This is a genomic window from Paenibacillus sp. FSL H8-0537, assembly GCF_038051995.1.
Classification (GTDB): Bacteria; Bacillota; Bacilli; order Paenibacillales; family Paenibacillaceae; genus Pristimantibacillus.
Genome location: NZ_CP150290.1, coordinates 3,407,129 through 3,431,431 on the forward strand (window position 1 = coordinate 3,407,129; position 24,303 = coordinate 3,431,431).

General features: G+C 46.2%; 11 protein-coding genes. 10 read left to right on the top strand and 1 reads right to left on the bottom strand.

Annotation, left to right across the window (positions count from 1 at the left end; translation table 11 throughout):
* Nucleotides 1–32: 32 nt before the first annotated feature.
* The 9 genes from MHB80_RS14280 to MHB80_RS14320 all read left to right on the top strand — a co-directional run bounded on the left by MHB80_RS14280 (nucleotide 33) and on the right by MHB80_RS14320 (nucleotide 20,967).
* The gene (locus MHB80_RS14280) at nucleotides 33–1,652 is read left to right on the top strand and encodes a response regulator (RefSeq protein ID WP_341282741.1); all 1,620 of its coding nucleotides are present in this window, start codon (nucleotides 33–35) and stop codon (nucleotides 1,650–1,652) included.
* Nucleotides 1,653–2,033: 381 nt separating this feature from the next.
* Nucleotides 2,034–10,031 carry an endo-1,4-beta-xylanase gene (locus tag MHB80_RS14285; RefSeq protein WP_341282742.1) on the top strand — a complete coding sequence of 2,666 codons (7,998 nt, stop codon included), beginning with the start codon at nucleotides 2,034–2,036 and terminating at the stop codon, nucleotides 10,029–10,031.
* Nucleotides 10,032–10,361: 330 nt separating this feature from the next.
* Complete coding sequence (locus MHB80_RS14290) at nucleotides 10,362–11,873, top strand: glycoside hydrolase 43 family protein (protein ID WP_341282743.1); 1,512 nt, start codon at nucleotides 10,362–10,364, stop codon at nucleotides 11,871–11,873.
* Between the two features lie 377 nt (nucleotides 11,874–12,250).
* Complete coding sequence (locus MHB80_RS14295; RefSeq protein ID WP_341282744.1) at nucleotides 12,251–13,816, top strand: response regulator transcription factor; 1,566 nt, start codon at nucleotides 12,251–12,253, stop codon at nucleotides 13,814–13,816.
* Between the two features lie 23 nt (nucleotides 13,817–13,839).
* Nucleotides 13,840–15,582 carry a sensor histidine kinase gene (locus MHB80_RS14300; protein WP_341282745.1) on the top strand — a complete coding sequence of 581 codons (1,743 nt, stop codon included), beginning with the start codon at nucleotides 13,840–13,842 and terminating at the stop codon, nucleotides 15,580–15,582.
* A 102-nt stretch (nucleotides 15,583–15,684) separates the two neighbouring features.
* A complete protein-coding gene (locus MHB80_RS14305) occupies nucleotides 15,685–17,388 on the top strand; it encodes an ABC transporter substrate-binding protein (RefSeq protein ID WP_341282746.1) in 1,704 nt (567 codons plus the stop codon).
* 117 nt (nucleotides 17,389–17,505) lie between these two features.
* Nucleotides 17,506–18,456, top strand: coding sequence for an ABC transporter permease subunit (locus tag MHB80_RS14310; RefSeq protein WP_341282969.1), 951 nt, complete (start codon nucleotides 17,506–17,508; stop codon nucleotides 18,454–18,456).
* A 61-nt stretch (nucleotides 18,457–18,517) separates the two neighbouring features.
* Nucleotides 18,518–19,417 carry a carbohydrate ABC transporter permease gene (locus tag MHB80_RS14315; protein WP_341282970.1) on the top strand — a complete coding sequence of 300 codons (900 nt, stop codon included), beginning with the start codon at nucleotides 18,518–18,520 and terminating at the stop codon, nucleotides 19,415–19,417.
* Nucleotides 19,418–19,449: 32 nt separating this feature from the next.
* Nucleotides 19,450–20,967: a carboxylesterase family protein gene (locus MHB80_RS14320; RefSeq protein ID WP_341282747.1), complete on the top strand. Its 1,518-nt coding sequence runs from the start codon at nucleotides 19,450–19,452 to the stop codon at nucleotides 20,965–20,967.
* 155 nt (nucleotides 20,968–21,122) lie between these two features.
* On the opposite strand, the gene MHB80_RS14325 is transcribed toward MHB80_RS14320, so the two are convergent.
* Complete coding sequence (locus MHB80_RS14325; protein ID WP_341282748.1) at nucleotides 21,123–22,829, bottom strand: RICIN domain-containing protein; 1,707 nt, start codon at nucleotides 22,827–22,829, stop codon at nucleotides 21,123–21,125.
* A gap of 304 nt (nucleotides 22,830–23,133) precedes the next feature.
* Here MHB80_RS14325 and MHB80_RS14330 point away from each other — a divergent pair, with 304 nt between their 5' ends.
* Complete coding sequence (locus tag MHB80_RS14330) at nucleotides 23,134–23,931, top strand: alpha/beta hydrolase-fold protein (protein ID WP_341282749.1); 798 nt, start codon at nucleotides 23,134–23,136, stop codon at nucleotides 23,929–23,931.
* The last annotated feature ends 372 nt before the right edge of the window (nucleotides 23,932–24,303 follow it).

Below are 24,303 nucleotides of genomic sequence, written 5' to 3' on the forward strand. Positions count from 1 at the left end.
TTAGGAGTTTAGGCGTTTAGGAGGTAAGCGTAATGTGGAAAATCGCAATCATCGATGATGAGCGGCAAGTCCTTAATGGAATGAAACGGGCGATTCCCTGGGATGAACTGGGAGCAGAGTGGGCTGGAGAGGCTATGAACGGAGAGGACGGCCTGGAGGTAATCCGCCGTACCCTACCGGACATTGTAATCACTGATCTTTATATGCCCGTGATGAGTGGGCTGGATATGATGGAGCAGCTGAGGAAGGAAGGATTTAAAGGCAAAATCATTATTCTCAGCGGTTATTCGGATTTTGAGCATGCGAGACAAGCTTTAAGGTTTCAAGTGACCGAATATGTATCCAAGCCAATCAGTCTGCCAACGTTAAAATCCATTTTGAGCAATGTCGTACAGGAACTGGAGGAGGAGGAGGAGAGGCGAAATAGGCAATGGGAGCTTGAGTTTAAAATGACGCTGTATGAGCCTTTTGTTGAAAAGGAGTGGGTCCGCTCCGCAGCTGTAGGTACCCTTGACCATGCATATAGAGACAGCACGCGTCTTCCTCCGTCTTATCTTTTTTGGCAGGAATGCAAGCATGTCACAGTTGGCATCGAGCTGATTCGGGATGAACGAGCCGGATGTCTATCCGTCTCCGATTGGAACCTGTTCCGGTTTGCAGTCAGTAATATTGCTTGTGAAGTAGCCCGTAAGCTGTTCCCTGATCTGGAATATGCAGAGCTGCACAGTACCCGAGCATTACTGATTATTCACCCGGATGCAGGAAATCTCGAACAGTTAGAAAACAAGCTGAAAGAGCTGGGGATCAGGCTGATTGACAGTATTGGCAGTTATCTAAAGCTGATTACACGTATAGGAATCGGGGGAGTGAAGGATTCATGGACCAACCTCTCAGACTCAACAGAGGAAGCTTTCCGTGCGATGGATCAAAGGGCATTGCGTGCCGCCTCCTCACATGAAGTGTATAGATACCAGGAGAACAGCAGCAGCGAACCGGGTAATGTCGCCCTCTTTCCGGTCAAATTCTCGTATAAGCTGGCAACAGCAATGAAGGCATCGCAGGAAGTGGAAGCCCATCAGCTTGTACTGGAATATATAATGGAAATGAAAAATCAAGAGGGGATCTCGCAGGGATACGTACAAATGCTTGGGAGCGAGCTGTGGGGAATTATAACCTACTCGCTGTATGAATCCGGCTTGGTACTGGATGACCTGTTCACCAATGACCAGATTGCCAAGGAAATCAATAGCCTGATCGTACCGGACCAGCTGGCAAGCTGGCTGATGGACAAAATCACCAAGATCTGCAGCAGCAGACAATGGAAAGGAAGCAGCAAGCACCGGCAGGTTGTCGAATTCATGACCAGTTACATTCATGAGCACTATGCCGAAGAGCTGACACTCGCCGAGCTGTCGGATAAGGTATACATTTCACGGAACCACTTGTCTATTATTTTTAAAAATATGACCGGAGAAACCTTTAACAATTACCTGACCCGAGTTCGGATCGAGAAGGCGCGCGAGCTGCTTATGGAGCGGAATATGCTGGTGTATGAAGTGGCGGAGCGGGTCGGTTATAAGAACATTCCCTACTTCAGCACACTGTTCAAAAAAATAACCGGTATGAATCCTACAGAACTCATAAAAAACTAATAATTGAACTTCCCAAAGCTAAGCTCTTTTATGGAGAGATTGGAGTGAAAAGCCCACTCTCTCTATAACTGGGCTTTTTGCTGTTTGCGAGAGTAAATTCGGCAATAATCAGAAATTTTCTTTTCGTAAAAAAACAAATCATTATAGTGTTATTTTAAAATGATTCGTGCATCGTTCTCCTATAAATTTCAATTTTGAATTGGTAAGCTATAACCAAGCAAAAAATGTAAGCGCATACAGTATGCATACAGTATTAAATTTAGGAAAGGGGGCAATTCACATTTCAATACCGAACGCGCTGATTGAGAATGAGTGCTCTGTAGATCAAATGCGCACGATTATTTTACAGCAAGTTACATGATAAAAGGAGGAACACGTATAATGATTAAAAAAATTCGGAGAAAGACACTTGCGGTTTCAATAGCTGGCGCGCTTCTGCTGTCTGTTATGACTCCAGTGCCATTTTCCACCCCAATTCAGGCAGCTCCGACAGTTGCAGCTCCGGCACAGGTAACCGCCGATTGGTACAAGACCTATCAGACAATGGATGGGGTAGGTGCCGCTTATGCGTACACGGATTCCATTCATATGATGCAGTTGGCTACGGCTGGTCATCAAGACACCGTCAGGCATCTGCTGGATCTGACCTTCAGTGAACAAGAAGGCACGGGCCACGACATTGTTCGGGTCATCATTGGTGATAATGGAGGCCTTGCCACTACAGGCGCCACAGCAGCCAGCCCAGGGTTCAATCCTCTAACAGGTTTGCTTGCAGATGTCAGCAACCCTGGTTTCGATGTTGAAGGAAATGCCATTCCCATGAGGGGATCAGCGGGTCAGTATGGTTATAAAATAGAAGCTGAAAACCGCTATGCAGACGGCAATACCGACAGTATCTGGCCTGTTGAACCTGAACACGCTCCAGGCACGCTGGTACCGGTGCAAGATTTCGTCTGGGATTATCCGTCATGGAATCAGCCAATTGGCAATGACGATGGAGGACCAACCAATCTCCTTAGCGCACCGGGGGAAAATCCTGTTGTAATTAAAAACTCGCCGCGTACCCGTAAAGAGCTGTTCGATTTCGATCAGGTCTGGACGATGCGTCAGGCGATGCAGTATGGCGTCAAGCAATTCTATGCTTGTACGTGGACCGTACCTTACTGGATGAGCCAATCTTCGACCAATTCACCGAGCAAAATTGTACGTGGCGACACAGCTACCATAAACGGTAAACCGGTAAAAATTTACTATCAGGCCTACGCAGATTATCTCGTTCAGTATATCCGGGGAATGTGGGAGCAATGGGGGATTCCGATCACTCACATCAATCCCTTCAACGAGGTTGATCTTGCAGGCGGAACAGCTTCATATGTAACAGAGCTAATTAATGGGTATATCGGTCCTACCTTGAAAAAATCGATGCAGCCAGGCGGGGCCCTTTATGATATCCAAAACCCAGACGGAAAGCTCATTGACTTTATTCCGCAGCTTGCCGCTGTGGACGGTACCAATCTCAGCGCCTCACTAAGCAGAGGCGGCGAAGTGTTCTCTCAAACCGACCCTGATAATGCATTGGACAAAAATCCGTATCTCGACTTATTTACCACCCATTTGTATGGTACGGTCGGCATAGGGACGGATGAGAACAAACTGTATCATACAGGTGACTTTTCCCAGAGTCCTCTGGATTATTCAAAGGATGGAAGCAAGTATCCCGAATACCTGACCAAGTATAAACTGTGGCAGGCAGAGTTTATGAATCAGGATACCGCTGACGGATCAGCCGGTGCATATACGCAGCGGTACGGCAATCAGAATATCAATGACGCTGTGCGCTGGTCTAATTTGATGACCAATATGTTCAGCAGCAACCCCGGCTTTAACGGCTTCGTCTGGTGGAGCATGTGGGATAGTAACGGAGCGGACGGTTCTGACCTGATTCGCTTCGTCACTACCAACTCTCAACAGGAGCCGGGACGTATCAGTACGTTAACTGGTGAATATCGTATATTCAAGCGTTTCTACGGCTACGGGCATTTCTCCCGGTTTATGAATCCCGGCGATGTTCGTTTTGATGTTACACGTGTTCCCGCAGCCGATATGAATGTTATTGGGTTCAAGAACCAAAATACCAATGATTACTCGATCACGGTTTCCAATGCCAAAAATGATGACAGCATTCAGCCGCTTGAATTCAGCCTGAAGGATTTCCCGACAGGCACTACAAGTGTAACCGTGTTCCGTACTTCAGGAAGCGAAAATCAGAAGAAGCTGGGAACGATTCCGGTAACGAATGGCAAGTTCGTCATCGACATCCCGTCCGCCAGCATTGTTACTATCGTTCCGTCTCAGGGTACTTTTGCCACCTATAAGGGCCTTGACGGCGAACGCGACATTTTCTCCACTCTTGAGGCGGAGGGAAATGATAACGGCATACCTGGCGACAGCGCCGGAAATGCCGGCCGCGCAGGCGAGGCGGTGTCACTCGGTGCCGGTGAATACCTGGCCTATAAAAACCTGAACTTCGCAGATGGCTCCGCCAACGGCGGTGTTGTCCGCAGACACTTGTTATATTTGACCGCTCAGACGAAGTCGGCTCAAGGAGGGAGGCTTACCGCTTATGTTATTCCGGTAGGAACCGCTGTGAGCAGCAGTGCTGATGTCCAGTCCAACGGTACGCGAGTAGCGGAAATTTCGGTTCCAGCCAATGAAACATACGGTAAATTTCAGTCGATGGTCAATACAGGCGATCTTAGCGCCTATGGCCATAAGGATCTGTATATGATTGCCGAACCGAACGGATCTAATGGTGCGATTATCGTTGACCGCTTCCTGTTCGGAGCCAATGATTCCGACTGGAGTCTTGCCGCTAATAACTCGGTGGCATCCATACCAGGGAACCTACTGCAAAATGGAGATTTTGATACAGCAACGTCCTCCAATACAAATAATTGGACCACAGGACGTTACAATAATGGAAGCTTTGAAATGGTTGTGAATGGACCTGCGTTAACTGCGGATACCATTCAGAGCTACTCGGGCCTTTCCCGATATCTGAAAAACAACGCTACCTCGAAGGTTGCCGGAGCTGGGAAGATGTCGGGCCGCATTGATTCCGCGCAGCAATATGACGGCATGTGGCAGGATGTTACCGGAAAGCTGAACAAGGGAGAGAGCTATAACTTTAAGGGCTATTTCCTCTCTATGATGAGTCGGCCTGAGAGCTATGATGTCGCAGCGGAAAATCCGGGTGACGTGGAAGTTGCACTTGTGTATTACGACAAGAACGGTAATCAGCTGGGCATGAACGGGGTTAATGAGCGCGATATGCCTGAGCCTTACGCAGCCCGTGAGGCTGGTGATCCTGCTTATTGGAGCAACGGCAAGTTTATCGGGCGCATACTTGAAGGCGGGCCGCTCACCCTAAGCTCTTTCCAGCCCGTTGACGTGAAGGTTGCAGACTGGCATGAGACGCCTAACCAGCCGTTTACTTATGATGAACCGGCAGGTACTGCGAAGGTGGTAATAGCGGTGTATGCAAAGGATGCCAACATCCTGTATGCGGATCAGCTGTCGCTGACTCCTGAGCTTGTAGCTTCATACAGTATTTTTATTGACGGCGTTCAGCCAGCTAATTTTGATGCTACCAGACATGATTACGCCTATACGGTATCTGGCAGCACCATACCGAAAGTAACGGCAGTTTCTAACGATCCTGCTGAACTCATTAGCATTTCGCAGGCGGACAGCACACAAGGTACCGCAGTTGTCCGTTTTATCAAAGGCGAAAATGTTAAGTCGTATAAAATTTCCTTCAGTACGAACGAAATTATTGATTTTACCAATGGCCTTCCAGTAGATTGGGAAGTCATGAATCCGGTTGAGCCGCAAAATGCATTAAGCTATAGCGCTGAGGGTGCGACGATCAAGACGTTGAAGGGCGATACGGATTATCCCAACAGCCATAATATGCTGCAGTTTCCGGGTTCAGCTGAAGGCAGCTGGACGCTGACGGCGAAGCTTGCCGTAGATAAGCCGCTTAATGATTCTGCAATGGGTGAAAATTCCCAAGTGGGGCTTGGCATCAGCCGAGCATCTAGCGGTGAGTTTTACAGAATAAATGCGCGAAAAGTAAGCACGAATATCAAAGTTAATAATTCAGGCAAAACAGGCAGTACCGCATTTACCAACAATACCAATCAGACCAATTTGAGCGGTACAAACTACTTTCTCCGAATTGTTAAGGAAGGAAATACGGTTCAAGGGTATTTTTCGACGAATAGCGGCACAACTTGGACGCCTATGGGCAGTTCGTCAACTTATGCCCCAGATTTCTTCAAGGATGCAAAAGTTCAATTGTATGGAACCAATGTCAGTGCCTCGACCGATTTCAAGGTTACCTTCTCGAGCGTGACATTGGTTAAGACATTAGATGAATCCGGAGGACGGGGTGAGGATCAACTCGCTGTAGAAGAAGCAGCCGCGCTAATCGGTAACCGGATAACGGTTCCGAATGCAGCTGGTGATGACGCAGCTGCGCTGAAGACCAAAGCACAAGAATACCTTAATAACAATGAAGAGCTGAAGGCGCTTGGAGTGACCACAGCACTTTCCTACCAGAATGGTGGCTTTACGCTAATCATAACGAAAGGTAGCGCAAGCGTATCGATTGGCCTGCTTACCATTGTGGCCGGTGTGAAATCCACAAGGGATTTTGAGGATCAAACGGTACAAGGCTTCAAGCCAAAGGGCAGTGCTGGCGTGACGCTTACGGCTACCAACGAAGCCAACCATACTCAGGGAGGAGCTTATTCCCTCAAAGTAACCGGCAGAACCGCCAATTCGGACGGCCCGTCCGTTAATTTGAAGGACGCTGTCAAGATTGGCAATGAGTACAAAGCTACTGTATGGGTTAAGCTGATTGACCCGGCAAGCGCTCAGCTTAAGCTGACAGCACTGGTCAATGCCCCAACGCCTTATTACATCAGTCTTTCAACCCAGAACGTCAGTAAAAACGGAGAGTGGGTCAAGCTGGAAGGCACCTACCGTTATCTGCACAATGATGTCACTCTATATGTAGAAAGCCCTAACAGTGCTGCAGCATCGTATTATATTGATGACTTTAGCTTCGAAGATACAGCGCTGCAGAATATTGTACCTCTTAAAGATGTCTATAAGAGTGACTTCCTGCTTGGAAATGTACCGGGCAATAATGAAATTACCCCGGGCAACGGGCAGAATGCCTTCTTTAACTATCATTTTAATAGTGTAACCTTTGGCAATGAGATGAAGCCGGATGCGCTGCAGAAGAACAAGGGTACCTTTACATTTACGAGGTCTGATGAAATGACAGCAAAGTCTCAGGCTATGGGAATGAAAGTACACGGACATGTACTGGTATGGCACAGTCAGAGCCCGGCATGGTTTACACAGCAAGTGGACGCAGCGGGCAATGCATTGAAGGATCAGGCAGGCAACCCAATCTATCTCAGCCGCGATGAGGCGCTCGCGAATATGAGAACCCACATCCAAACTGTAATGGAACACTTTGGGGATAAGGTAATCTCGTGGGATGTCGTCAATGAAGCCATGCAGGATGGGCCACCAGCTGTTGCTGACTGGAAGGATGCGCTCCGGCAGTCCCCCTGGTACTACTCCGTAGGTCCTGACTTTGTGGAGCAAGCATTTATTGCGGCAAGGGAAGTGCTGGTTAAACACCCAGAATGGAACGATATCAAGCTGTATTACAATGATTTCAATGACGAGTTTCCGGAGAAGCGGGACGCCATCTACGACATGGTTAAAGAAATCAATGACCGTTACGCGCTGACTCATCCCGGAGAAATGCTGGTTGACGGAATCGGACTGCAGTCACATTACGATATGAGAACGAAGCCTGCCAATGTGGAAGCAGCAATTGTCAAATACGCTTCCCTTGGTGTTGAAATCTCCATAAGCGAACTTGATGTTCTCGCTGGAATGAATTCCTCCCTTTCTGCAGAGTGGGCGGAGAAGCAAGCTAATTTGTATGCCCAATTGTTCCAGATCTATAAGAAGCATGCCGATAAGATTGCGCGTGTCACCATCTGGGGATATACAGACAGCTCCAGCTGGAGAGCCAGCCAGAATCCTCTGCCTTTCGTTGGTTCTCTGGCACCGAAGCCGGCTTATTATGCCATTATCAATCCGGAGAAATATCTGGCCGAGCATCCGCTCTATATCACACCTGAAACCAAGAGCTCTACTGCGCTGTATGGTACGCCGGATATCAATGGAACCATTGATGACATCTGGAAGGATGCGCCTGAGATTCAAATCGATAACCAACTGATGATATCGTCCGGAGCATCCGGAACAGCGAAAACGCTGTGGGACGATGAAAACCTGTATGTGCTGTTTCAGGTGAAGGATACGCAGCTGAGCAAAGACAACGCAGATAAGACAAAGCAGGACTCAGTCGAAGCCTATGTGGACGAGGACCGCATCAATGCATGGCCATACCGCGAAGATGACGGACAATACCGGGTCAATTTTGCCGGCGAGCAGTCCTTCAAGTTCCTCAGTAATTCGACACCGGCGGTTTCTCCCGGATTTGAATCGGCGGCATTAACAGCCGGAACGGAATATACGGTGGAAATGAAGATTCCGTTCAAAACCATCACCCCGGTAAACGGGACACAAATCCGGTTTGATGCACAAGTAAACAATGCAACGGGAGCGAATCTGGTCGGCGTGGCAACCTGGAATGATCTGCTTGGCAGAGCGACAAAGTCGACAGAGGTGTTCGGCAGCCTAACCCTTATCGGCAAAGGAGATCAGGCTCCGCCGACTTGGGCAGGTGGCAGCAAGCTGGAAGCTAATGATGTAACTAGCACCGGAGTCACCTTGTCGTGGCCAGCGGCTGCGGATAACCTAGGAGTCATCGGTTACCGGATCTACAACGGTATCGATGAGGTACCAGTTACCGTAGCTGGCGGCAAATCCATTGAAACGGTAACGGTAGATGTATATCATCAGCTGTTGTCCGGATTGATGCCAAATACACAGTATACCTTCAAGGTGGAAGCAGGAGATGCTGCCGGCAACTGGAGCACAGACGGACCTTCCGTTTCGGTAACTACACTGCCGACGTCAGACACCACGCCACCGGTTTGGGCAGAAGGAAGTATGCTCGCGGCCTCCAATGTCACGAGTAAGGGACTGACCTTGACGTGGTCGGCGACGGCTGCGGATGATAGCGGTATTGCTGGTTACCGGATCACGAATGGAGTTGATAACAAGTCCGTTACGGTTACGGATGCCGTGTATACGGAGACTGTAACCGGGTCTGTATACAGTCATCAAGTAACGGGATTAAAACCGAATACGCAATATACGTTTAAGATAGAGGCCGGGGATACAGGCGGGAATTGGAGTACGGGCGGACCATCTGTTTCAGCAACCACACTGCCGGCTTCAGACACTACCCCTCCGTCATGGTCGGAGGGAAGCAAGCTCGAAGCCTCTCAAATAACGGCTTCCGGACTCACCTTGACATGGACGGGGTCTACAGATAATACAGCAGTCACGGCTTACAAGATTTACAGCGGACAGGAGGAGATTGCGACGCTGCCTGGAACGGTGCATAGGTACGAGGTGTCCGGACTTGCGGCGGGCACAGGGTATGCGTTCTCGGTGCAGGCAGGTGATGCGGCAGGAAACTGGAGTATGGACGGTCCAAACACCCGTGTAACCACGCTCAGCAACAGCGGGGGGCCAGCGGTTCCGACACCAGCAGCAACACCGACACCTACGCCAACAGCAACACCTACGCCGACACCGGTGCCAGCAAGTGATTTTAAAGATCTGGGCAGCAAATACAGCTGGGCTTCTGAGGCGATTGATGCGCTGTATGCAAAGGGTATTATTAAAGGAACCTCCGAAACGACCTTTAGTCCGGAGAAAAACATTACGAGAGCCGACTTTGTGCTGCTGCTGGTGCGTGCTCTTGGCCTCGATGCAGAAGCCGATACCCATTTCGCAGATGTAAGTCAAGGAGCATACTACTATGAAGCCCTCAGTATTGCTAAGAAATTGGAGATTATCCAGGGAATGGACGGCAATAACTTCAATCCGAAGGGAGAAATCTCGAGGCAGGATATGATGGTTATGGCAGCCAGAGCGTTGAAGGCAGTGAATAGGCTAACCGCCAGTGACAGCGCCGGAGACTTAAGCGGCTATACAGATGGAACGAAGGTTGCCAAATACGCCATCGATAGTATAGCAGCCCTGGTCAAGGAAGGGATTATCCACGGAGATGGAAAATCCCTTCATCCAACCGGAACAGCTACACGAGCGGAAGCGGCAGTAATTATCTACAGAATTTACGGAGAGTAAGCTTTAAGTAAAAGCCATCCTAATTATAGGGAAAAGCAAGAAAGAAGCGAGAGAAGGAAGCTGTTGAGGCTTCCTTCTCTCTTTTTTTTCTAGATTCGGGAGAAGAGTGTTTTTGGAATGTTACAGCTTGCAAATGGATAGGATTGTGAACGTTCAGGCTAGTTTTATACAATTATTTATTTATTTATTTATTTATTTTTTTGTGAGGTTTAACTTAGAATAGGAGAGAGTCATTTGGCGAATTGCCCGTTTCGCCGCAAACGGGACTGTTCAAGCTTGAAGCGTGGCCGTTTATCGATTAGAGAAATATATCCTTAGGAGGTATTATAAGTGAATGCTATCATAACTAATCCTATCATGTGGTCAGATGTTCCGGATGTTGACGTAATTCGGGTTGGGTCTGAGTTCTATATGACTAGCACCAGTATGCATTCAATGCCGGGCTGCCCGATTATGAAATCGGTTAACTTGAAAGATTGGGAAATTGTAAATTATATATATGATACCTTTGAGGATAATGATGCCCATCGGCTGCTGAACGGAGAAGGTATTTATGGCAAAGGCTCTTGGGCGGCATCGCTTCGTTACAAGGATGGGGTGTTCTACGTTTGTTTTTCATCCAATGACATGAACCGGTTTTATATCTACCACACAACTGATATTGAACATGGAATGTGGGAGCGTTCGGTAATACCAGATCTTTACCATGACCCGGGTCTTCTGCTGGATGACGATGGCCGCAATTATATCATCTACGGCAATGGTGATATTCGTATTAAAGAGCTTACGGAAGATCTTACGGCTATGAAGCCGGGTGGAGTCGACCAACTGCTGCTCGAAGGCGAACGGACTGACATAGGTCTGCGGATCGAAGGGTGTCATGCATATAAAATGAACGGCTATTACTACTTGTTCTTTATTGAATGGCCGAGAACCGGAAATAAGCGCAGACGTCAGATATGTTACCGTTCGCGTGAGCTTCTGGGTCCCTATGAGCGAAAGATAGTCCTGGATGACGACATGGGCTATTATAATAACGGTTTAGCACAGGGCGGTATTGTCGATACGCCAGATCACGAATGGTATGCAGTACTGTTCCAGGATCGTGATGCGGTTGGTCGGGTTCCTTGTGTGCTTCCCATGAGGTGGGAGGACGATTGGCCTGTAATCGGGGATAACGGTACAGCACCTAATGTAGTTATGACGAAGCTTCCCGCTGCTGAACCGAAGCCGCTTGTTATCAGTGATGGATTCGACTATGCTGCTGACCGGCTTGCTCTGAACTGGCAGTGGAATCATAATCCTGATAACAGGCTTTGGTCTGTTACAGAGCGGCCTAGCTATTTGCGGCTCAAAACCGGTCAAATCGCAGAGGGCATTTTGCAGGCTCGCAATACGCTGACGCAGCGGACGGAGGGACCAGCCTGCAGCGTAGAGACAGTGCTGGAGATATCCGGAATGCAGCCCGGTGACCGGGCAGGAATGGTGGCGCTGCAGAATGGTTTTGGAACTGTTGGGATTGCAGCCGGTGAGCAAGGACAGTTCAGTATTGATATGTGTATCAACGGCGGTGACGGATACGAGGATACGGTGGAAAGCGTTGTGTTCACTGGTGAAAGGGTTTATCTTAAAATTTATTTTAATTTTGAGGACAGCATCGACCAGGCAAGGTTCTTTTATTCGGAAGATGGGATCGCGTGGAAGCCGATCGGCCGGACGCTGCAAATGAAATACACGCTGGATCATTTTATGGGGTACAGGATTGGCCTCTTTAACTATGCGACCATTCAGTCGGGCGGTTATGCTGATTTTGATTATTTTCATTATAATAGGCAGAATTAGGATGAAATGAGCAGTTGTATAGAGCCTGGCTAAGCTACAATTTTTGGAGCAAAGGGAATTCATAGGAAAACCCTTTGCTTTTCTTAAGTAAAGACTATATGCTCCTGATATGCTCCGATTTATTAAACCCCACCTCTTGCTTTGTGATTTACCCAGGATTTGGTAGCTTGGTTAGGTAGCTTGGTTAGGTAGCTTGGTTATCGTGTATTGAATGGTCTGCTTGGAATATTTGTCCTTTCTTTGGATATTTCAATAAGTAGTCAGTAAAAATTAATGCTGTAAATTTTTATCCATGCAATCGGGATTTTTGATCATTAAAAATGGTTATGAATGCAGAAAGTGTTGTGAATGAACTTGAGTATGGGAGTGAGATCCTTATGTATGGAATCATTATTGTCGACGATGAATTATTTGTCCGCAAGGGATTGATTGAAATGATTGATTGGGAAAGCAGCGGTTTTGAGGTGATAGGTGAGGCAGACAACGGAGAAGACGCTCTGGATCTAATCTGCAAGCTGCAGCCGCATCTTGTCATTACTGATATTCGTATGCCAAGCCTAGACGGAATCGGACTGATTCAAGCCGTAACAGAGGCGCAGCTTGAAACCGAATTTATTATTATCAGCGGGTATAACGACTTCCGGTACGCCCAGCAGGCGGTTCGGTATGGGGTGCTGGATTATGTGCTCAAGCCTATTAATGAGAATGAAATTGTGAAAGCGCTTCATAAATATCGTGACAAGTTTTCTGCACAGAAACAGCTACAAGAGAGACTTATTACACATGAGGGAGAGAAACTGATTGAGACGCTCATCCGCGGTGAAGCTAAGGACAATGTTCTCGAGGCTTGGGAAAAGCATTGGACTGGGATGGGAGCGAAGGAATTCATGTACGGATTGCTGGAAATCAATAATGTGTTTCCTTGGGGAGACAGGCTCATCCCTCCTAAGGCAGAACTCAAAAATGCAATTCAGCAATCGGTTCAGCAGATTTGTTCGGAAACTCCGATTGTGTACGAGCATCGCCGCGCATTTGGATTTATTATACCTGATCTCTATTTAAGCGGACATAATGGAGATGCCCGGAGCTTCATGGCAGATTGTCTGCTCCAGCTCGATAATCTCTTCTCATTAGACATTCAAGCCTATGTGGGCAGAACGGTAAGCTCCTTCATGCTGTTGAAGCATTCTTACGTCAGTGCCAAGGAGACCGTGCAATATAAATACTTCAGACACACCCAGCGAATCTTGCTGCATTCGGACATTGCCGATATGGATCTCAATTATGTCCATATCAGGGACGAGGTGCACCGGACAATCATCGAAGCCATTGAAGAGAACAACGAGCATCAGCTTGTTTTGGTTATCGACCGAATGTTTACGGAGTTTGCAGAGAAGGTTGTATCACAGGAAGCTATAAAAGCGGCCACTATCCAATGTGTCCACAGTGTGCTGAATACGGTCAGAAGTATGGAAGGAGATGAAAAACGGCTGGCAAGTCTTGTGCCGATCATGAACTGGCAGGATCATAACATCACATTTAGCGAGCTCCGGGCATTATTTGAAACCTTTGCTCTGGAGGCTGCCGGGTTGATTCAGAGTCTCTATCAAAGCTATGGAAGTGGCGGGATTTATAAGATTAAGTGTTATGTTGATAAAAATTTTCATGAAAATCTAAATCTGAAGAGTATTGCTAATCAATTTTATATGAATTCTGCCTATCTCGGACAAATATTCAAAAAAAACTATGGTATGTATTTCAACGACTACTTGCTCCAGCTGCGTATTACTGAGGCGAAGAAGCTTCTAAGACAGACCGACTTGCGGATTTATGAAATTGCCGAACAAGTGGGCTTTAAAAATGCTGATTATTTCGTGACTCAATTTGAAAAGCTGGGACAGATGACCCCTACGGAATATAGAAATCGGATCGGCAAGCGCTAAAGCGAGGAGGGGAAGGGGAATCTATGAATCTACTGAATAATATCCGGCTGCGGAACAAAATGTTTCTGGTATATTTCCTTGGTGTCATTGCTCCTATCATTCTGACGAATGCGATTTTTTATAATATTATTACCGAGAATGTAAAAGAACAAAGAATCAATGATATTGACCGTGCCGTGGAGCAAATTAAAAATGAATTCCAGTTAATGGTTGACCAAGGTGTAGGGTTGTCTTCCTTTTTTTATGCGGATTACAAAACCAATGAAGTGTTAAACATGAATTTCACGCATACGGAAGACTATGTAGAAGCCTATGATCTCTATTTAAGATCAATTCTGAACAATTACTCCCCGTTCTCTTCTTCTCTGCAAAACAAAACGATATATGTAGACAATCCCACGCTTTTGAATTCAGGAAATATCGGCATATTATCCGATGAGGTTCGTGAAGAAGCATGGTATAAGCTTTGGCTGAAGGATGCGACACCACAGCCTGTATTCGTTCGCATCGAAGACCCGGAGGGCAAGTTTCAATCTTTTTCGCTGCTGCGGAGAATGGATTATTTCGCGGATCGAATGGACAAGGAAAAGCTGATCAAACTTGACTTCAAGACGATTGATATCACAGAAATTTTTTCTAATTTGAATGTGAAGGGAGATATGTACCTGCTGGGTCCAGGAGACCGGATAGAATACACAACCAACCGGGCAATTGACTGGCAGGCTAATACCAAGCATCTGTACAGCTCCTTGAAATCAGATAATCTCATTCAATTTGAAAAGGGATATGGCAGCATTAGTTATCTGCGCGGCTGGAAGATCGTGGGTACCATCAATGAGCATGAGATTATTAAGGCGGAGGTGAAGTCCCGCTATTTCATTCTTTGGTCCGGTTGCGTAATGATGATTTTTCCTACTGTAATTATCTTATTTATTACAAGATCCATTAACGTACGGATTATCGAAATCCTGAAGCATATGAAGAAAGTAAAAACACAGAACTTCCAGATGATCATGTATGGGGAAGCCCGTGATGAAATCGGTCAGCTGACGCTCGAATTCAACAATATGATTATGCAGATTAAGACATTAATTAACGATGTGTATATCACGGCCATCCAGAAAAAATCACTTGAGCTGGAACGGCGGAAGGCGCAGCTGAATGCTCTTCAAAGTCAGATTAATCCCCATTTCCTGTTCAATGCGCTGGAAACGATACGGATGCGGAGTCTGCTTAAGCATGAGAAGGAGACAGCCAAAATGATTCAAAGTATGGCGATGATTCTACGCAGCTCTTTAACCTGGAATAAGGAATGGGTAACGGTGGAGGAGGAACTGGGTTTTATCATGTGCTTTTTAGAAATACAGAAATACCGTTTTGAAGACAAGTTGAAATACCAGGTTGATGTAGAGCCTGAGGCTCGTGCTTGTGTAGTCCCTAAGATGGTGTTTCTGCCCTTTGTGGAGAATGCCAGCATTCATGGAATTGAACCGCTGAAAAAAGGCGGGGGAATTGATATCCGGATTGGGATTGAGGAGGATTTTGTCGTTTTTTCGGTCAAAGACAATGGAATTGGCATGAACGGGGAACAGGTCAGCAGGCTGTATGATTACCTCAAGTCGGAGGAAATTATTGGTGACCGGATTGGGATACAGAATGTCATCTACAGAGGCAAAATGCTTTATGGCGACCGAATGGTATTTGAAGTACATAGCCATCCTGGTGAAGGAACACGGATCGTGCTAAAAATCCCATCGAATCCATAGTTTTCAAAGAATAAACCATAATTTAATGGGTAACGATGGGATGAAAACGCTTTTATACTAAGGGAGTAGCACACCATTCATATATAAGGGGGAGTAAAAGCAATGAGCAAAACCAGAAGAATGTGGCTTCTCTGTTTAACAGCCGTTTTATCGTTATCTATGATTACAGCTTGCTCTGGCAACAATAATACCAAGGGGAGTACAGGAACAGCGGAGCAGAGTGGTAATCCGACTACAGAAACCAAACAGGATAAAGTCACATTTAAAATTTTCAACGGGGTAGCCGGCTCGAAGGATGGTAATACCAATCAAACTACAATCGGTAAGCTTCTTGAGGATCAAACCGGTGTGAATTTTAAACTGGAGTTTGTAGTTGGTGACTTAAATACAAAGATTGGAACGATGATTGCCGCAAACGATTACCCTGATGTGCTGATTCCGGATGCAGCAATAGAAGAAGTGCTGAATGCAGGTGCTTTTATACCGCTCGATGATCTCATTGAGCAATACGGTCCGAATATCAAGCGGGTTTATGGAAAATCACTGAATCAAATGAAATCTAAAGATGGAAAAATCTATTTCCTCCCTATTGCCGCGCAGGTGAACGATTTTATTCCTGAGCCGGAAGCGGGAGCGGCTTTCTGGGTGCAGCGTCGTGTGCTGGAGGAAGCCGGATATCCCAAGATCAAAACGTTGGATCAGTATGTCGAGCTGATCACGAATTATCGGGAAAAGCATAAGGACGAAAATCTGACAGGATTAGTGTCACTTACACATGACTGGAGATTTTTTGCAACCTCCAATCCGCCTATGCACCTTATGGGCTATCCGAATGACGGCAACGTTATGGTAGATACCAACACTTGGGAAGCCAAAACGTATGCAGGTTCAGACGCCACCAAGAAGTGGCTGAAACAATTAAATACTCTCAATGCAAACGGACTTTTTGATAAAGCATCCTTTGTTGATAACTACGACCAGTATATCGCCAAATTAACTTCCCATAAGGTACTCGGCTTTTTCGATTACCGCTGGCAGGTAGACAATGCGCTTAATGTCCTGAAGGATGCGGCAAGAAAAGATCCTTCCCTGGACGGATATAATTATTTCCCGCTGCCGATAACCTTTGATGAAAATACCCCAGATGCTTATCTTGATCCTCCAGGCGGACTGGTAACCAACCGCGGAATCGGGATTACGGTCAGCGCCAAGGATCCGGTCCGAATCATTCAGTACTTTGACAATATGCTGACAGAAGAGAATCAAACACTGTTGTCATGGGGAATCAAGGGCGAAACCTATGAAGTAAATGAAGAAGGCCGCTACTATCGTACTCAAGAGCAAATTGACAAAATTGATGAGCCGTTCAGAGAAAGCTTTGGCTTCAAATATTACAGTTGGAACTGGCCAATGTATAATGCTACCTCTACACTTGCTGACGGCAATGCCCGAAATGTTGCCAGCCAGCCAGAGGTTTTCCAAATGACACTGACGGAGAAGGATAAACTCATTCTGGAGAAATATGGTGTTCAAACCTATAGCCAGTTGTATGCTGAGCCGGTCAGCCGTCCTTACTTCCCTGCTTGGGGATTTGCCAAGGAGCAAAATTCACCGGAACAGCTATGGGAAGCAAGCAAGGATGAAATGACGAAGAAGTACTTCCCGAAAATGGTAATGGCAGCTCCAGATAAGTTTGATGCCATATGGGAGGAGTATATGAAGGAGTTCGGTAAGCTAGACACTGCTGGCTATGAAAAATGGACAACGGAGCAAGTGAAGCTGAAGGTTGAGATGGCGAACCAGTAATCCTGTTTAGGAGAAAGGCCGGACTGCATCGGTTGAGGCTGGCCTTTCTGAATGTTTGCTTTACCCGTATGGTTTTGGAAGGAGAGAATAAAGGTGGACAAAAATACGGTATTGGCCATGTCACAGTCAAAGGCAAACAAACATCCGAGCCGAATCAGTGTTTTCTTTCAAAAGCTGTTTCAACAGCGTGCCCTCGCTATCATGTCCGTTCCCTTTTTAATATGGCTAATTATATTTAAATATTTACCGCTATGGGGCTGGACCATCGCTTTCCAGGATTATAAGCCGGCTAAGAAATTTATGGATCAAGCCTGGATTGGGTTCGAGCATTTTAAATTTTTGTTCGGGGATGATCGGTTTCTCAGGGTTCTTCGGAATACGCTGGCGATGAGCTCGATTAATCTGATTTTTGGCTTCGTTACAGCGATTACACTTGCTTTGCTGCTTAATGAAATACGCAATATTGCCTTTAAACGTGTAGTTCAGACAGTCAGCTATTTACCTCACTTTATATCATGGGTGGTAGCCGCGAGCATTATCCAAACGACTCTGTCGCCGGATGGAACGATCAATCAATTGTTGGTAGGGTTAGGCTTTATTGATCGCGGTAGTGAGATATTGTTCTTAGGCATTCCTGAGTATTTCTGGACCATATTCGGAGCCAGCTCTATCTGGAAAGACATAGGATGGAATACCATTGTGTATCTGGCGGCGATGACCACGATTGATCCTACACAATATGAAGCTGCAGAGATTGACGGTGCGAACCGTTTCAAAAAGATGATCTATATTACATTGCCTGGTATTAAATCTGTTGTGATCATACTGCTAATTATGAATATCGGATATCTGCTGGAGTCGGGATTCGAACCACAATATTTGCTAGGCAACGGCATGAATGTGGATTATTCCGAAAACATCGATATTTTCGTGTTGAAATACGGGATTGCCCAGAGTAATTTCTCTCTTTCCATTGCAGCAGGCATGTTCAAGACCGTGGTCAGCTTCATTCTCTTGTTCATAGCGAATAACGCTGCGAAACGCATGGGCGAAGCCAGGCTGTATTAGAAAAGGAGGAGCACGAATGGAAACCGTAGCAGTCAAAAAGAATAAACGGAACAAGCATCAAATGAACTCTTCCATCGGTGACCGCTTGTTCATCATTTGCAACTACAGCTTTATGATTTTTTTGATGATCATTACTCTCTACCCTTTTTTGAATGTACTTGCGGTTTCTCTCAACAGTGCACAGGATTCAATAAAAGGCGGAATATATCTGCTGCCAAGAGAGTGGACACTCGCTAACTATAGCTACATTTTTAGAGAGGCGACCATTTTTCATGCGACTTTCATATCAGTCCTGCGCACAGTCATAGGAACCGTCGTCACAGTCTTCTGCTCAGCCATGGTGGCTTTTACGCTTAGCAGACAGGAATATGTGCTGCGCAAATTCATCACCGTGGCCTTCATTATGACCATGTATTTTAACGGAGGATTGATTCCTAATTATCTCCTTATGAGAGACATGGGGCTGGTGGGCAGCTTCTGGGTGTATATTCTTCCGGGTATCATTGGCGTTTTCAACCTGATCATTATCCGTTCCTTTATTGAGAATCTTCCAGAAAGTATTCTTGAGTCGGCAAAAATTGACGGTGCAGGAGATTACAGAACCTTTTTCAGTATTATTTTGCCGTTAACGGTGCCCGTGCTTGCAACGGTAGCTTTATTTTCCGGGGTATACCAATGGAATATGTGGTTTGACGTATTTCTTTATAATTCATCAGACAGCAATTTAAGCACCTTGCAATATGAACTGCAGAAAATTTTACAGAACTCCAATACGACCACCGGAACATCCAGCATGGATGGAATGATTCAAGGGGCCACCGGAGGACAGCAAAATATGGTTACGCCTATGGCAGTTCGTGCTACGATGACGATTGTTGCCTCGGTGCCGATTATTATGGTGTATCCGTTCCTGCAGAAATATTTTGTTAAAGGCATGATGGTAGGCGGAGTAAAAGGGTAAGTTCGAGCTTATATTCAGAGAGGAGCGAATGCATGTTAAGAGAAGTGCATGTTGAGAATGGTATCGTTCAAGGTCTGCCAGCGGCTGATCCGCGTATTACCAGCTTCAAGGGAATTCCGTTCGCAGCCCCGCCTGTTGGAGAGAACCGCTGGCGTGCTCCTCAGCCTGTGCAAAGCTGGGATGGGAAACGGAAAGCGTATGATTTTGCCCCCATTTCAATGCAAGCACCGACTGTCATTGATATCAATAATATTTATTCCCGGGAATGGGCAGTTGATCCAAACCTTCCGATGGATGAAGACTGTCTTTACCTTAATGTGTGGACACCTGCCAAACAGACCGATGAGAAGCTTCCTGTTTTTGTATGGTATTTTGGCGGAGGGTTCCAGGTCGGACATACGGCCGAAATGGAGTTTGACGGCGAACGTATTGCCCGCAGAGGAATTGTCGTAGTAACCGTGAATTACCGCTTGAATGCCTTTGGCTTTCTAAGCCATCCTGAAATTACTGCCGAATCGCCCGATGCTCCCGCGAATTTTGGACATCTTGATCAGCAGGCGGGTACGCAGTGGGTGAAACGAAACATTGCTGCTTTTGGCGGAGATCCTGATCAAATCACAATAGGGGGACAGTCAGCTGGCGGCGGCAGTGTGCTGAGCCAGCTGACCTCGCCGCAAAATGAGGGGCTGTTCCAGCGGGCCGTGATTATGAGCGGTGTCTTTACTCCGCTCTACCCAAACAACCCAGTGCCTCCAAGAAACCGATCCCTAAGGACGGCTGAGGAGGAAGGAGCGTCCTTCTTTGAATTTATAGGTGTGTCGACTCTGGAAGAGGCTCGCAAACTGGATGCCGTATATATTCGCGATAAAATGCTAGATTATAGGGGATTATGGGGAACAGTTGTGGACCAAGTGTACTGTAAAGGCAATCCCTATGACCTTTTTCTGAAGGGGCAGCAACATAAGGTACCGATTATGCTGGGAAATACCGCCTCCGAATTTTTCAGTGTACCCGTTGTCAGCAGCGTGGATGAATTCAGAGCTATGGCTGTTGAAATGTTCGGCGAGGAAGCGAAGGAATACCTTGAGCTATTTGCTGATCATTCAGAAAATCTGAAGGAAATGATAAGTCAGGCTTCCGTTAACCATATTGAATACGCGGCCCGTGTTTCCGTTAAGGCCAACAGTGATTCCGGCAGCGGCGTCCCTATGTACTATTACACTTTTGATGCCGACATTCCAGGCTGGGACAATCCGGGAACCTTTCATTCGGTGGATCTGTGGTTTCACTTCGAGACACTGGCCAAATGCTGGCGGCCCTTTGTGGGCAAGCATTATGATCTTGCCCGTCAGATGTGCAACTATCTTGCCTATTTCATTGGCACGGGAGATCCAAATGGTAAAGATTCAACCGGAGAGGATATGCCTCTATGGAAACCGTGTACAGCGGAAGCACCATACGGCATGAAATTTGCGGAAAAGGCGGAGTTTGTGGAGAAGCTTCCGGGTGAGGTTATGCAATTTCTGGTCAGGCAATATTTCAAGCGTTAAGCAAGAGCAATTTTTTGGTTTTGCACCTTGCTCCGAAATCCTATTCTTAGCTAAGAAGCTGGCGCTTGATAAACAAGGCACCAGCTTTTTTGCTGAGAAAACATATTCCATTCATGTTCCTTGGTTTCTTACTCTATCAAACAAAAATCGGCTGGCTAATTAATTTGAACCAACTGCCATTGCTGATTCAGATCGCCTCGGTATAAATTTTGTTGGATCTTCGCACCATTTGCCGTGGAGGATGCCAGCACTTCAACTGCTTTGTTGCTATTCACATTAAGCATGCTCCAGTATCCGTTACTCAGCTTGATCAATCGAAACTGTTGTGCTGTATTAGAGAGATCCTGCATAAGCTGAATCGCTTCCCCGTTGTTTTTCGTTCCGTTACGAACATCCATGACTTTATTGTCAGATGAGCTCACGCTCCGCAACTTGTAATAGTTGTTATAGGTTCCTTGATTCGTAACGACCCAGCGCTGCGCCGCCGTATTATTGTCCGTCGACTGTTGAAGCTGCAGGGCGTTCGTATTTTGCCCGCCCGGCACCTCGAGTGTTTTGCCCGATGCACGGTTCACAAGCTTGTACGTGGCACCATTCGTCACTCCATTCCAAACACCATTCCAAGGATTGAACTGGGCGCGTTCATAATACCATTCAAAAATAAAACGGGCCATCCCATCGCGGGCTGTATTGCCATCATACAGCAAGCCAGCTGTCGGGTCTGCGAACGAGCTTCTTGTGCCGGAATTCAGCAAAAACCCGTTCATATGGACGGCAATGCTCACATTGCCTGCTGCTGTGAAGATCGCTTTCGTGTTTTTGCCGAATCCCTCGTTTGAACCGTTAAACAGCTCCCAATAGGAGGAGTCTCCGGGTTGTTTCTTAAACCAGGTGGTTTCCGTAATATTGATTGGATAATTATCAGCGCAAGGCTTAATATTGGTATCCCACTGCTGCTGTAAAGGCGCATAATTGTCATTGGCGCCATAGCCTGGATACCAATGGACCGAATAACCAACATTGTTCAGTGGATCCGTCAGTGGATACGCTGCGCATAATTGATAGTATTGATCCCAGCCGAGTCCCGCCGCCCAGACAACGTTATCTGCGCCTTTACTGCGGATTGTAGAAATCATCGAGTTTTGGAAATTTTTGAGCGAGTTCCAGTGAGCAACGAAATTGGACTGGGAAGGATTTCCGCCCCAAACACCGTTAACATCGGATAATACAGGCTCATTGATTAGCTCGAACATGACGTTATCCGCGCTCTTAATGCCGGGCTGGTCAGCTAGGTAGCCCCAGATCTGATTGAATTTAGCAAGGTTGTCGGGCGTTGTCGCTTGGTTGTTATTCAATGTGTAATCGAGACCGAGTGTTACATATAGGCCTTTGGTCTTAGCATAGTTGATATAAGGAATGATTACGTTCTGGGTGACGGCCTGCAAACCAGCAAAGTTATAGGTGCCCGCTGCAACGTCTCCCATGTCTTCCCGATCTATGAATAGACGGACCTGATTCATATACCATCCATGGTTGTTGCCGTATTTGGCGGAAGTGCTCGTAAAGGTATCGGTAATATCCTTCAAATATTCCAGAATAGCAGCATGCCGATTCCCGCCGTTCTGATTCAGATAGTAGTTGCTGTTCTGATAGGTCCAATAAGCACCGGAAGGCTGATGCCACCCGCTAAGCAATACGGGCTGACCGTCAGTGTTTACCAACTGGTTACCATTAACATGGAGCTTGGACATTGGCATGCCAACCCAGGCTTCTGCCGGATTTCCGCTTAGCAGCATCGGTGATATCAATAGTGCGAGAAGCAGCATAACCTTGACTCCTAAACTAACTTTCTTCTTACTCATTCGATACATCTCCCTTATTTTTTTGATTTATGTGAATCATGGTAGTAATTAGGTAGGGTGGAGCGGCCAATACCTTTCTCTTTGGTGGCGAGTTTTCCAATGGAACTAAATGTATGCGCTTGCAAAATGAGTTTACTACTAGACAATGGTCGACGGCAACCTGTCGAATTATGGGGTATGCCCCGCTTAACTCTACTTTGGGGGGATGAGAAAGAAGTATGAATCGACAGGTTGTTAGTAATGAATGGAAGTACTACACTGTTGGCAGTGAAGTACTTCCATTAAGGAAAGGAAGATAATGAACATGGCTAAATATCATTTAATATTGAATAACGCACCAGCAGGGTATGACCAATATGGGGAAACAATCGCCCACGGAAAAATAGACACGGTTGAATATTTCTCAAGAACGGTAGGCACCTCACGCAAAATGATGATTTACACCCCACCCGGATATACAGAGAATCAAAGGTATAACGTACTTTATTTATTGCACGGTATCGGTGGGGACGAAACGGAATGGTACCATCATGGCAATCCGCAAGTTATTCTTGATAATTTGTATGCAGCGCGCAAGCTTGCGCCGATGATCGTCGTCATGCCAAACGGTCGGGCAATGCCCAATGATCGAGCGGAGGGAAATCTATTCGATACTGATAAGCTGAAGGCTTTCGAGGATTTTGAATATGATTTGTTACATGAAATCATTCCATTTATAGAATCAAACTATTCGGTTCTGGCCGAAAGAGAGAATCGTGCGCTTGCCGGTTTATCTATGGGCGGAGGGCAATCGCTGAATATCGGGTTGAGGAATCTCGACCATTTTGCATGGATTGGCGGTTTCTCTTCTGCTCCTAATACAAAGGCACCTGAACGGCTAGTACCTAATCCTGAGGAAACAACCTCGAAACTTAAGCTGCTCTGGCTTTCATGCGGAGTGCTGGATAATCTTAAACATGTCAGCGACCTGACACATGCTTATTTGTCCCAGTATAATGTACCTCACATTTGGTACGAGGAGAGCGGAGGCCACGATTGGCCAGTATGGAAAAATGATTTATTTCATTTTTCTCAGCTCATTTTTCAAAAATTTCAAGTTTAAGCTGACAGTCGTCAGAACCTGGACGTCCAATTGGTGGGAACAAGCACCTTCTCCGACAACGGTACAAGAAGCTTTGGATCGGATCGAAGCAAAGTTTCCGCCAATTAATAGTATGTGGCTTGGCAGTCGATCAGAGGATCACTGCCTTTTTTATTGGAATAAAAACATAGAAGAGAGATGAAAAAATATCAATTCGGTTAAGCTATTGAATGAAGCTTAAGCTCATAAATAAAGAAACAATGTGTATAGTGCGGGATCTATTAAAGTGATCATTTAAACGATGGATATAAATACAGGCTTATTTAATCATTTATATTGGGAGAACACTCTATATTAATAATAAATAATAGAAAAAGTAACTTTTGAATAAAA